General features: G+C 71.4%; 12 protein-coding genes. 7 read left to right on the top strand and 5 right to left on the bottom strand.

Annotated features, from left to right (window positions below; all coding sequences use genetic code 11):
- A partial coding sequence (locus tag AB0J66_RS47485) for a hypothetical protein (RefSeq protein ID WP_364675476.1) occupies positions 1-180 on the top strand: 180 nt, incomplete at its 5' end.
- Here AB0J66_RS47485 and AB0J66_RS47480 read toward each other — a convergent pair.
- From AB0J66_RS47480 to AB0J66_RS47465, 4 genes are all read right to left on the bottom strand, one after another.
- The gene (locus AB0J66_RS47480) at positions 177-1,418 is read right to left on the bottom strand and encodes a low temperature requirement protein A (RefSeq protein ID WP_364675474.1); all 1,242 of its coding nucleotides are present in this window, start codon (positions 1,416-1,418) and stop codon (positions 177-179) included. The genes AB0J66_RS47485 and AB0J66_RS47480 overlap by 4 nt on opposite strands.
- Positions 1,419-1,517: 99 nt before the next feature.
- A complete protein-coding gene (locus AB0J66_RS47475) occupies positions 1,518-2,081 on the bottom strand; it encodes an RICIN domain-containing protein (RefSeq protein WP_364675471.1) in 564 nt (187 codons plus the stop codon).
- 254 nt (positions 2,082-2,335) lie between these two features.
- Positions 2,336-3,790 (bottom strand): hypothetical protein, encoded by a 1,455-nt coding sequence (locus tag AB0J66_RS47470; protein WP_364675468.1) that lies wholly within the window; start codon positions 3,788-3,790, stop codon positions 2,336-2,338.
- Between the two features lie 18 nt (positions 3,791-3,808).
- The gene (locus AB0J66_RS47465) at positions 3,809-5,152 is read right to left on the bottom strand and encodes a serine/threonine-protein kinase (RefSeq protein ID WP_364675465.1); all 1,344 of its coding nucleotides are present in this window, start codon (positions 5,150-5,152) and stop codon (positions 3,809-3,811) included.
- A 128-nt stretch (positions 5,153-5,280) separates the two neighbouring features.
- Between AB0J66_RS47465 and AB0J66_RS47460 the strand changes: the two genes are divergently transcribed.
- From AB0J66_RS47460 to AB0J66_RS47435, 6 genes are all read left to right on the top strand, one after another.
- Positions 5,281-6,537: a hypothetical protein gene (locus tag AB0J66_RS47460; protein ID WP_364675462.1), complete on the top strand. Its 1,257-nt coding sequence runs from the start codon at positions 5,281-5,283 to the stop codon at positions 6,535-6,537.
- A gap of 1 nt (position 6,538) precedes the next feature.
- Positions 6,539-7,189, top strand: coding sequence for a class F sortase (locus AB0J66_RS47455; protein WP_364675459.1), 651 nt, complete (start codon positions 6,539-6,541; stop codon positions 7,187-7,189).
- Positions 7,190-7,328: 139 nt separating this feature from the next.
- Positions 7,329-8,387 carry a hypothetical protein gene (locus AB0J66_RS47450; protein ID WP_364675457.1) on the top strand — a complete coding sequence of 353 codons (1,059 nt, stop codon included), beginning with the start codon at positions 7,329-7,331 and terminating at the stop codon, positions 8,385-8,387.
- Positions 8,388-8,463: 76 nt separating this feature from the next.
- A complete protein-coding gene (locus AB0J66_RS47445) occupies positions 8,464-8,898 on the top strand; it encodes an SRPBCC domain-containing protein (RefSeq protein WP_364675454.1) in 435 nt (144 codons plus the stop codon).
- A 14-nt stretch (positions 8,899-8,912) separates the two neighbouring features.
- A complete protein-coding gene (locus AB0J66_RS47440; RefSeq protein WP_364675451.1) occupies positions 8,913-10,307 on the top strand; it encodes an FAD-binding oxidoreductase in 1,395 nt (464 codons plus the stop codon).
- Complete coding sequence (locus AB0J66_RS47435; RefSeq protein WP_364675448.1) at positions 10,297-11,412, top strand: alpha/beta fold hydrolase; 1,116 nt, start codon at positions 10,297-10,299, stop codon at positions 11,410-11,412. Before AB0J66_RS47440 ends, AB0J66_RS47435 begins: the two co-directional genes overlap by 11 nt.
- Here the strand turns inward: AB0J66_RS47435 and AB0J66_RS47430 are convergent.
- Positions 11,321-12,331, bottom strand: a complete 1,011-nt coding sequence (locus AB0J66_RS47430; RefSeq protein WP_364675446.1) for an NAD-dependent epimerase/dehydratase family protein — start codon at positions 12,329-12,331, stop codon at positions 11,321-11,323. The two genes, AB0J66_RS47435 and AB0J66_RS47430, sit on opposite strands and share 92 nt — an antisense overlap.
- Between the last annotated feature and the right edge of the window lie 63 nt (positions 12,332-12,394).

Raw genomic sequence — 12,394 nt, 5'->3', positions numbered from 1 at the left:
CGGCCGCTGCGCCGCACGATCCAGCGGGACCTGGAGGACGCCCTGTCCGAGCAGATCCTGTTCAACGAGCTGCGCCCCGGCCAGATCGTCGTCGTCGACTGCGAGGGCGAAGAGCTGGTCTTCCGCGGCGCCGACCGCGGCGTCGCGGTCCCCGACGCGGCGCTCACCGCCGGCGACTAGGAAGCGGCGGCGCTCGCCGCCCGCTCCTCGTTGTGCGAGCGGTAGAGCACGTGCCACAGCACAACGGCGAACAGCAAGGAGGCGAGCGCCCAGCCCTTGAGCTCCCCGCCGAACAGGCCGAGCAGCAGCGAGGCCACGATCGCGGGCAACCCCCAGCCGAGAAGCCACCGGCTCGGCGCCCCACCGCGGGCGCCGAGCAGGGTGACGGTCAGGAAGTAGAGCGCGGCCCCGCTGCACAGCACCCACCGGTTGGCCTCCGGCACCGGCTCGCCGGCGTCCTCGGCCAGCACCCCCAGCCCGGCCGCGATCAGGACGACCGAGCCGGTCATCAGATAGTGGGCCGGCATGGTCAGGCGCAAGGCGAAGACCTGCGTGCCGTACGTGGGTGCGCCGCCGGCCCCGTACCGCAAAGTCAGCCACCAGAGCGCAACCAACAGACCGAAGCCCGCCACCAGGGTCGCCATGAGCCCGCGCTGCCAGTGCTCCACCTCGGACGCGGCGTCGATCAGCTGCGCCACGGCCTCACCGAGCACAATGATCACGAAGAGCCCGAGCCGCTCGCCGAGGTGCGGCCGGTCCGGCCGGGCCGCCTCCAACGGCTTGTCCGCCCTTTCCGCCTTGTCCGCCTTGTCGGCCGCCGGGCGCGACCGGTGCAACAGCCGCCGGCGCCGCGCCCGGTTCTGCTGCTCCTCGTCCCGTTCCCGCTGCTCCTCGGCCAGCACCTGCTCCGGGTGGCGCGACCGGACCATCGACACCACGACGTCGAGCACGATGCCGGCCGCCCACAAGTAGTAGCGCACCGGCGACTCGAACCCGAGCGACGCGATCCACGGAATCACCCCGGCCGCCTGCTGCACCCCCGGCCACTCGGTCATGACCCGGCTGGTCCGCTTCCACGACCCGGCCCCCATCAGGCGGCAGTAGACGTACGCCCCGATGAACCACTGCGGCTCGCCCCGGGTCACGTGCGGCACCGCCGCCGCCATGATGGCGATGCCGAACATCGCCAGCAGCATCGGCCGGACCCGGGTCAGATCCCCCGACACGTTGGCGTACAGCGTGAACGACGTCCACACGCTCCAGATCGCGTAGTAGCAGACGACGAACAGGAACACCTCGTGCAGCCCCGGCCCGTCATGCAGCAGCCCGGCCAGTTGCGCCACCGCCACGACGATGACCAGATCAAAGAAAAGCTCGAGCCACGTGGCGTGACGTTCCTCAACAGCAGGCGACGGCATGATCGAGAACATAACCCACCAATGAAGCTGCCGCGCGCCCGCCTTGATGGCCTGGACGGCCGCGGGATGCCCCCGGAGCACGGGGGCATCCCTTGGGCTCTACACCTGGTACCAGGTCCAGCTGTTCCACTCGTTGACACACGCGTCCGACCGGATCCCTATCCCGTTGACGTTGTGCGCCTCCGGCGACAGGCAATGGGAGTAGGCCGGTAGATATCGCGGCTGGATCAGGTAGTAGTCCGGCGGACCGGAGCTGTCCAGGTAGACGCTCCAGTGCACCGCCCAGTTGCCGTCGCACGGCAGGTTGTAGGTGGGCGACCAGCCGGCCGTGCCGTCGAGTCCGAGGCAGCGGCCCGTCTTCGCGTTCCGCAACCGGTAGTAGAGACCCTCCACCAGATCGAAATAGAAATACTGGTTGCTGGTCCGGATACAGGTCCACATGTAGGCCTGCCCGGTCGCGTTGTTGCCGTCGATGCACTTCCCGCCGTAGGACTTGATCTGCCAGCGCGAGGCCGCCTGGGCCGCCAGCGGCGGTTGAGCGAATGTCGCGGCCAGCAGCAGTACCGCGATCACCGCGATCCTTCGTACCGCGTTCCTTGCCGTCATCTCGCGCCCGGCGATCATCGCGACGCCGAGTGAGCCGGACCTTCTGAGTACGTTCATGAATGCTCTCGTCCTTTCCCCGTTGGTTCTCGCGATTCCTGACCTTGCGTTCCGCGCCGTTCGGCTGATGATTTCTCTCGTCGCGAAGGCACCCACCTGATATGCATCGCGGCCGAAGCGGGCTCGGCTGTTCCTGAGGTGATGCTCGCGGCTCACCGGCCGGCGGGGCCAGAGCTTTTGGCCATACCTGAATAGCCCAGGCCAGCGTGCCGCGGGAGTCAGCGCCCGGCCCCGCCTGGCCCGTTCCGGCCGCGTCAATGGCAGCAGGTGTTGGACGCCCAGGAGGCTTTTGTCGGGGTGGCGGACGGGTAGAGGACGAGGTTTCCGTCGTTCTGCATGATCAGGTTGGAGGTGCCTTTGCCTGCGGTGGGGGTGGACCAGACCTTCTTGTTGTTGACGTCGAAGAGGGCCAGGGAGCCGTCGGGCTGGTTGGTGAGGCGGACGGCCTTGAGGTTGACGACCTTCCACAGGACGGTGGGGCCCTGGTAGAGGACCAGGTTGCCGTCGCCCTGCAGCCACAGCTCGAAGCGGCCCTGCGAGGACCGCAGGGCGGAGGCACGGTGCAGGGAGCGGCCGGGGGCCAGCGACTCCAGGCGGGTGTCGGTGAGGGCGAGCTGCAAGCTGTCGTACGCGGGCTGTTTGGCGTTGCCGGCCGTGTCGATCAGGCCGAAGTGGCACTCGGGGTCGGGGTTGCCGGCGCAGTCGGGGCGGGGGCTGTCGGCGAACGAGTACAGGAACAGAGGGCCCGTGTAGTCGAGCGCGCGCCACATCCGTACGCCCTCCTCGAGGTAGTCCCGGGTCTGCGCGGCGTCGGCGCCGGTGCCGGTCGACGGGTAGCCGAACTCGGTGCCCCAGATCTTCTTGACGCTGTCGCCGTGCTTGACCATGACGGCGCGGACCGCCGCCAGCTCGCCGCATTTCTCGTCGGGCGGGCCGAACATGTTCCACCAGCGCGGCGTGCTGCACTCCGGGTGGGAGGGGCCGAGGCCGGCGCTCCAGGGCGCGTACGGGTGGTGGGTGACCGCGTCGAAGTCGCCGCCGTAGCCGTTGGTGTAGGCCCAGTCGAGCCAGGCCGCCGACTCGTTGGGGTTGCTGTTGTCGGCGGCCACGGTGCCGGCGCCGGACGCGCCGGCCAGCACCACGCAGTCGGCGCAGGCGGCCCGCACCTGCGCGTGGGCGATCCGCACGAGCTGCCAGTAGCGCAGCCGGCGGGCGGCCACGCTGCCGTCGCCGTAGTTGCCCATGAAGGTGAAGTTCGGCTCGTTCCAGACCTCGTACGCCTGCACCTTGCCCTTGAAGTGAGCCACCGTGGCGTTGACGATCGCGGACCAGTCGGCGTCCCGGACGGGGAACCAGTGGTCGTTGTCGTGATTGCCGTTGGCCCAGGGCGGGGCGTAGGTGAGGATGAGCAGCACCCGGATGCCGCGGGCGGCGGCCGCGTCGACCACCGGGTCGAGATGCGCGAAGTTCGGCGCACAGGTCTGGCAGTCCTGGACGGCCCACCAGTTCAGGTCGAGGCGCAGGATCGGCTTGCGGTCACCGACGTAGGCGTCCATCCGGTCGAGACGGTCGGTCAAGCCGGCCGTGGCCGAGCCTTCGGAGAAGCCGACGTCGGCATTGGTGAAGGCGACGGCGTCCGCTCGGGCCGGTTGCGGCAGAGCCAGCAGGGCGAGGGCCACCAAACCGGTCAAGAGCCGTTTTGCGCGCATGACCGCCGAGCTTAGACATCAATCACCGGGCGCGGGGCCCACTGTGGATAACACGGTGAGCAGGGCGGGCAGACCGCCCGCCCAGTCGGCCGCGGGCGCACGCCAGTCGACCCGGTAGGAGCGGCCGCCGACCGTGATGATCTGCCGGAGCGCGCGCACCGAGCCGGCGTACGGGTCCTGAAAGGTGTACTCCCACACCGCGCCGGGCGGCTCGGTGGTCGGGCCGATGCGCAGGCGCCGGTAGCCGGGCAGCCGGATTTGCTGCTCGGCCGCGACCAGGGCCGGTACGAGATCGCCGGGGGTGGTCCACCGGGTCACGGCGAGCACCGGCTGGCCGCCGGGCGCGGTGAACGCCAGGCCGTCGGCCGAGCGGGCCGGGCGCCAGCCGGTCGGCGTCGCCACCCGGAAGCCACCGGAGTCGATCCACCAGCCGTAGCCGCTGGGCGGCGCCACGGCCGCGCTGGCGCTGGGCACAGGGACGGACGGACGGCTGTCGAACGCGGTCGCGCCGACCGCCACCACCGCGACCGCCGCGGCCACCGCCGTGCCGGCCCGTAGCGCGCGGGCTCGCCGGGCGGCCGGCGCGATGCGGCGCAGCCGGGCCCGGACCTCGGCCGCGGGCATCCGCTCGGCCGGGTCGGGGCGCAGCAGACCGAGCAGCACCGGGGCGAGCGGCCCGGCCCGGTGCAGCGCGCCGGCGGTCAGCGGCTGCTCGTAAGGCGCCCGGCCTTCGACCGCGTGGTGCAGCGTCGCCCCGAGGGACCACAGGTCGCAGCGCTCGTCGGCGCCGCCGCCGTGCAGCCGCTCGGGCGCGACGAAGTTCGGGGTGCCGAAGATGATCCCGGCGCCGGCCAGCGCGGCCACCCCGGTCCGGCTGCCGGCCGGGCCGAAGTCGGTCAGCACGACCCGGCCGTCATCCGCGATGAGCACGTTGGACGGCTTGACGTCCAGGTGCAGCACGTCGGCCCGCCAGGCCGCGGTCAGGGCGGACAGCAGGTCGAGGCCGATCGCGGCGGTCCGGCCGGGCGTACGGGCCCCGTCCTCGTTGATCACGTCGAGGAGCGAGCGGGACGGCACGTACTCCATCACGATCCACGAGGCGTCGCCGTCGAGCAGCACGTCGAGGGTGCGGATCACGTTGCGGTGGCGGATGCGGGCGAACGCCCGGGCCTCGCGGGGCACCCACAACCGGACCGCGTCGTACTGCTGCGGCGTCAGATCCTCCGGCAGGTCGCATCTTTTCAGCACGACCGTGCGCCCGGACCGCTCGTCGCCGCCCAGCCAGACGTGCTCCCACCGCCCGGGCGCCAGCGGTCGCCGCACCCGGTAACGATCGGCGATCAGATCACCTGCCGCTGTCATCGCTCCCCCGGATTCGACGCTAGCGCACGCTGTCCGTCAGTTCGTCCATAGAACAACCTCGACCGGCGACAGTACCGGGCGTAGCGTCACCGTGACCCTGGATCGACGAACGAGCGGGGGCTGGACGAATGCGAATGGTCGGATACCGGATCGCGGCGATGGCCGTGGTGACCGCGACCGCGGCCACCGCGCTGGCCCTGCAAAGAACGCCGTCGCCCCCGCCGCGGTTGGTGGCCGAGATTCCGGCCGCGGCCCCGGCCGATCTGGCGGTGCAGTTCGAGGCGCTGCTCGGCCAGCACTCGGTCCTGGCCTCGAACATGATGCGCAGCCGGATCCGCGGTGACGACGACTTCGTGCAGGCGGCCAACGCGTCGCTCGGGCGGAACACCGAGGACATGACGGCGCTGGTCGGCCGCCTGTTCGGCGCGGCCACGGCGGACAAGTTCGAGCCGTTGTGGTCACGGCACGTCGTCGCGCTCTTCGCGTACGCGGGCGCGCTGGCCGATCACGACGACACGGCCCGGGCCCGGGCGCGCGCCGATCTCACGGGCTTCGAGGGCGAGCTGGCCGCGTTCTTCGCCGCCGGGTCGCAGGGGCGGCTGCCCGTGGCCACCGCGCGCGAGCTGGTCATTCAGCACGTTCAGCATCTGACCGGGCAGGCCGACGCCTACGCGGCGGGCGATTACGCGGGGTCCGGCCAGGCGTTCCGGTCCGGCTTCCAGCACACGTACGACCTGGGTCTGGGGTTGGCCAAGGCGCTGCTGCCCCCCTCGAGCACGGCCGGGCTGACCGAGCCCGCCTGGCAGTTACGCTCCCAGCTGGCCAAGCTGCTGGCCGAGCACGCCGTGCTGATCGAGGACACAACCCGGGCCGCGGTCACCCGCACCCCCGACTTCGCGGCCTCGGCCCGGATGCTCAACGCCAACACCAGCGATCTCGCGGCGGCCATGGACACGCTGTTCGGCCCGGCCGCGGCGCGGCAATTCCAAGACCTGTGGGGTACGCATGTCACGGCGCTGGTCGATTATTCGGCGGGCGCGGCGGCGCGCGACGCGGGCCGGCAGCGGAAGGCCCGCGACGAATTGAACGTGTTCCACAACGCCATGGCGACCTTCCTGGCCGGCGCGACCAACGGGCGGGCGACTCCGGCCGCGCTCCGGGCCGCTCTCAGCGAACACGACAACATGTTGCTGCGCCACGCGGACGCCTACGCGGCCCGCAACTATTCGTCGGCCCACGACATCGCCTACCAGACGTACGACCACATGGTCGCCCTCGCCGGCACCCTGGCCGACGCTTTCGGGGCGTCGGTGGCGGCTCGCTTGCCCCGCGGCCCCGCCCAGACCGGCCACGGCGGAATGGCCGATGTTGTGGGGCATCGCTGACATGCCGGCCTCCACGAGGGTCGCCGGGTTGGCCGTCGCGCTGGCCGTGGCGCTGGTCTGGGGCCCCCAAGCAGAGGGCAGCCCGCAAACAGGAAGCGGCCCGCGAACAGCAGGCAGCGCGCAGATCGGAGGCGGCCCGGACGGGGGCGGCCAGTCAGCGCCTTCGGGCGCGCCGGCCGACGCGTTCGTCTCCAGCGATCGCTATGCGACCACGGCTCTGCCGGTGCGGCTGCGCATTCCGGCGTTACGGGTGGACAGCCGGCTGATCGATCTCGGTCTGCAGTCCGACGGCTCGGTCCAGGTGCCGGCCGACGCGGCGGTGCCCGGCTGGTACAGCGGTGGTCCCCGGCCCGGCCAGGCGGGACCGGCGGTGATCCTCGGCCATGTCGACTCGAAGCGCGGCCCGGGCGTCTTCTTCGCCCTCTACCGCATCAAGCCGGGCACGCGGGTGGAGGTCGACCGGGCCGACGGCACCACCGCTGCCTTCCGGATCACCGAGGTGTCGCGGGTGGCCAAGACCCGCTTCCCGACCGACCTCGTCTACGGCCCGACCCTGTCCCCCGCGCTCCGCCTGGTCACCTGCGGCGGCACGTTCGACCACACCCGCGGAAGCTACCGTGACAACATCATCGCCTTCGCCGAAGCCGCGTGACCGCCCCGGCCTCCGCTCGCGATGCGCCACGAGACTGACCACCGCGACGGTGGTGACTACAGTGGCCCTCGCGGCCGGAGCACCCCCGGCCGCCGCGCCCTTGGCCGCGGCGCTCCCAGCAAAAAGATCCTCGGCCGACATGGCACCAGCCGCAGCGACGGTCGGCGCGCCGGCACCAACCGCCCCCGACCGGGTGCCGCCGCCGATCAAGGCGGTCAGAACGCCGCCGCTGCCGGCCAAGGCCGTCGAGACGTCGCCGGCCACCCGGGACGCGGTCCCGCTGCCGGTCAAGGCCGTGCTGGGCGATGAGCGGCAGACCACGGTGGTGGTTGACCTGACCGCGAGCACGCGGGCCGGGCCGAGGTCGGCCGAGGTGGACGGGCGGGCGGCCGAGCTGGCGCCGCTCATGTCGGACGGGCTGGCGGTGACGGTCGTGGTCGACACGACCGGGGGTGCGGAGGCGCCGGCCTGGCTCAGTGCGGCCGCGCGGTTCGTGCTCGAGGCGCCGGCCGCGGCCCGGGTCACGCTGATCGGTGAGGCGGCGCCGGCCGAGGTCGTCGCGGCGCCGCACGAGGGGCCGGCGGGGATCGTGGCCGCCCTCGACGGTCTGCGGGGCGGTGGCCGCCGGGACACCGCGAACGCCCTCGAACTGGCCGCCCGCCAGTTTCCGGACGTGCCCGCGGGCCGGAAGCTGGCCGTGGTCTACACCGGAGCGGCGGACGCCGGTGGGCCCTCCGCCACCGCGTTGGCCGAGCGGTTCCGTACCGCCGGGGTGATCCTGGTCGTGGCCACCACTGCCCGTGACAGTCCCTATTGGACGGCCGCGACCGAGGCCACCGGCGGCTTCTTCGCCCCGGCCGGGCAGCCGGTCGTGGTGCCGGCCCTGGACCAGATCGCCACCACCCTGCGCGGCCGCTACCTGGTCCGCTTCCCGACCCCGGACCGGGCAGTGCCGCTGCGGGTGACCACCCCCGATCTGGCCCTGACCGCCGAGGTGTCACCGTCCGATCCGGACACCTCCGGCTTTCCCCTGGGCCGCCTTCTCATCGCCACCGGCACCTTGGGACTGCTCGTCGCCGGCGCGCTGATCTTCTGGGCCCGCGCGCGCCGCCAGCGCCGTCCGCCGCCGATCGTCATCGCCCACGGCCGCGCCGCCGTACCTCCGCCCGCCCGGTCGAGCCCCGAAGATCTGACCTAGATCCGACTCGGTCCGGCCGCGTCGGATATCGAGCACGCGCCTTGGCCACCGCCCGGCCCGTTCCTAGCTTGGTGGGATGCGAGAAATCAGCGCGGTCGTGCAGATCGCGGCCCCACCGGCGCGCGTGTGGCAGACGCTCACCGATTTCGCGTCGTTCCCGGCCTGGAACCCGTTCATCCGCCGGGCCGAGGGCCCGCTGGTGGTCGGCGGCCGCCTGCGGATCACGCTGCGGCTGGGCCGGGTGCCGGTGCCGTTACGGCCCCGGGTGACCGCCGTCGTCGAGCCCCGGCAGCTGCGCTGGCTGGCCCGGCTGGCGGTGCCCGGCCTGTTCGACGTCGACCGTCGGTTCGCGCTCGAGCCGGCCGGCCCGGACGGCTGCCGGTTCCATCAGGCCGAGACCGCCCACGGGCTGCTCGCGCCGGTGCTGATGCCGCTGCTGCGCCGGCCCATCCGGCGCGGCTACCTCCAGCTGAACACCGCCCTCAGGAATCGAGTGGAGCAGACCGGATGAGAAGGATGTCACGCGTGCCGGGGCTTTCCGGCTGGCGTCAGCGCATCAACAGCCACGAGACGTTCACCCACGACAGCATCGACAGTCTGGGCTACGACTGGGAGCGCATCGCCGCCCCGGGGATCGCCCCGCGGTTCCCCCGCAAGATCTATCTGCCCCGCACCACGGACGACATCGTGCAGGCGGTCCGGGAGGCCAAGGCCCTGGGTGAGCATCTGGCCATCCGCAGCAAAGGCCATTCCAGCAACGACCTGGTGCTGGCCGACCGCGGCAGCGTGCTGCTGACCGAGAAACTCAACCAGATCGTCGAGGTCGACGAGGCCGCGATGACGGTGACCGTGCAGGCCGGCGCCGTCTCCGCCCAGGTCGACGACGCGCTGGCCAAGCGGGGCCTGGGGCTGCCGGTGATCGGCGACCACGCGCACATCACGGTCGGCGGGTTCGCCTCGGTGGGCGGGATCAGCCCGGCCTCGCACCGGTTCGGGTTGTTCGCCGACACCGTCCAGCGCCTGGAGTACGTGACGTGGGACGGCGATGTGGTCACCTGCGACCGGGACGAGCGGGCGGACGATTTCCACCGGGTGCTGGCCGGGCTCGGGCGGCACGGCGTCATCGCGACCATCACGGTACGGATCATCCGCGTCGACAAGTACGGCACGGTGCTGCGCAACGACCAACGGCACTATTACGACGTCGGCAAGTTCGTCGCCGGCACGGCCCACGCGATCCGCAATCCGGGCGACGCGCTGATGGAGCGGGGCGTCTGGATCGACTTCGGCCGGTTCGGGGTGGGCCAGTTCTCCGCGTACCACGCCACTGAGCAGAACGGTTATGCGGCGGCCCGCGACAAGGTCGCGTACACCGGCCTGAATGTCCTGGGCGCGGTGGCCGGGCGTCTGCCCAAGGCAGTGGACCGCGCGCTGAAGTATGTCGGCATGGGCGGTGTGCTGTTCAGTCCCAGCTACGCCACGATGAAGAACGTCGAGTTCTTCACCGACAAGGTCCTCGACTCGACCGTGGGCGACCCGACCCGGATGTTCATCGTGCTGGCGCCGCTGGACCGCTACGAGTCGCTGTTCCGCGACAGTTACGCGCTGGCCCGCGAGTTCCGGGCCCGGCACGGCTGCTTCACGTTCATCTCGGTCTACGTCAAGTCGATCACCTCCCGCTACCTGGCCCAGGGCGGCGACAACGAGCGTTTCTGCGAGCTGATGTTCTACTGCGGGATCGTGCCGGACCGGATGGTCCCGGGCGTCCTGGAGGACTTCGTGACCCGCCTCGACGAGATCTGCGTGGCCGGTCAGGCGTTCCGTTACATGCACAGCCGTACCTCGTCCGACCCGGTCCTGCGGGCCAAGGTCGACCCGAACGACTACTACGTCAAGGTGGGTGACGTCCATGCCTCGTGAGATCCCGCTCTACACCCTCGACGGCGTGCGCGACGCGAAGGTCACGCCGTACTTCTTCCACACCGAGGACATGCTGGGCCTGAGCCTGATGCGTTTCCAGCGAGGGGACAGCCAGGACTCGGTGATGATCGTCCATGGGCTGACCACGTCGACCGACATGTTCATCATGCCCGAGCACGAGAACCTCGTGAGCTACCTGCTCGACCACGGCTACGGCGACGTGTGGTGCCTGGATTACCGGATGAGCAACCGGTACTCGTACAACCTGTTCAAGAACAGGTACACCATGGACGACATCGCCCTGTTCGACTTCCCGCCGGCGGTGAAGCTCATCAAGGAGGAGACCGGCGGCAAACCGCTGCACGTGATCTGCCACTGCCTGGGTGCGGTGTCGTTCCTGATGAGCCTGTTCGGCAAGGCCGTGGACGGCATCGCCAGCGTGATCGCCAACAGCACCGGCCTGACCCCGCGCGTACCGGCCTGGTCGAAGGTCAAGCTGCGGGTGGCCCCGTTCGCCGTGGAGAACGTGATCGGCCTGCCCTATCTCAACCCGCAGTGGCACGCCGATCCCGGCGCCTCGCGCGGCAAACTGTTCGCCAAGGCCGTCTCGGCTTTCCACCACGAGTGCGACGTGCCCGCCTGTCACATGCTCAGCCTGATGTGGGGCACCGGCTGGCCCGCCCTCTACAGCCACGAGAAGCTGGCCCCGATCACCCATCGGCGCGGCGGCGACCTCTATGGAGCGACGAGCATGCACTACTACCGGCACGTACGGAAAATGGTGCAGGCCGGCCGGGCGGTGAAGATGGACCCGGGCAACCCGGCCCACGACCGGCTGCCCAACGACTATTTCCAGTACGCGGCCGAGATCGAGACACCGGTGCTGTTCGCCACCGGCGACCGCAACAACGTCTTCCGCAACTCGAACATCGTCTGCTTCCGGAAGCTGGAGAAGATCGTGCCCGGCCGGCACCAGTTGCAGATCCTGCGCGGTTACGGCCACCAGGACCCGTTCATGGGCGCCCGGGTGGCGGAGGAGGTGTTCCCGCACTTCCTGCGGTTCCTGGACCGGCAGCGAGATCGGACAGCCCTGCCTCGCGTGTGATCACCGGCTGGTAGCCGAGCTCGGCCCGGGCCCGGCCGATGTCGAGGGTGCATTCCAGGGACGAGAGCCACACCTCGGTACGGGTGATCGGCGGCGCCCCGGGCAGCCGCAGCACCCGCCACGCACCCTCGGCTCCGGCCGCCGCCAGCGCGGCCGCGCGCGGCGGCACATGCCCGTCCGGGGCGGTGACGCCCGCGGTGGCGAGCAGGCTCGTGATGAAGTCGCGGAACACCGCGGGCGGGCCGTCGGTGACGAAGTAGACCGGGCCCGGGTCGGCCGCCGTGGCCGCGAGCATCAGGCCGTGCACGGCGTTGTCGACGTGCGTGGTCGAGGTCAGGTGGGTGCCGGGCCCGATCCACCGGAACCGGCCGCGGCGCACCGAATCGGCCAGCGCGGGCAGGATGGTGCGGTCGCCGGGCCCCCAGATCAACCGGGGCCGGACCACGACCGTCCGCAGCCCGTCGCCGCCGGCGTCGCGGACCACCCGCTCCGCCATCGCCTTGGTCGCGCAGTACAGCGACTTGGAGTCGGGCCGCAGCGGGACGTCCTCCCCGGCCTCGTGCAGGGGCTGCCCGGCCAGCACGGCCGCCTCGGTGCCGACGTGGACCAGGCGCGGCGTCCCGGCCTTGCGGCACGCCTCGACGACGTTGCGGGTGCCGGTCACGTTGGCCGCCTCGTAGTCGGCGCGGGTGCCCCAGCGCTCGACGAAGGCCGCGCAGTGAAAGGCGACGTCCGTACCGTCCAGGGCGGGCAGGTTGTGCAGGTCGCCGGTGACCGGTTCGGCCCCGGCCGCGCGCACCGCCGCGGCCGAGCGCGGGCTGCGGGCCAGGGCCCGTACCGGCCAGCCGGCGGCGACCAGCCGGCGGATCAGGGCGCCGCCGACGAAACCCGAGCCGCCGGTCACGAACGCGATGGGCATAGATACCGGCATAGCAGTCCGCAAACCGACTGGCAATATGGTGCCGGTTCGACAGTGCCCGCG

The sequence above is a fragment of the Actinoplanes sp. NPDC049598 genome (assembly GCF_040675435.1).
Lineage (GTDB): Bacteria > Actinomycetota > Actinomycetes > Mycobacteriales > Micromonosporaceae > Actinoplanes.
This window is presented reverse-complemented; position numbering and strand designations above follow the sequence as displayed.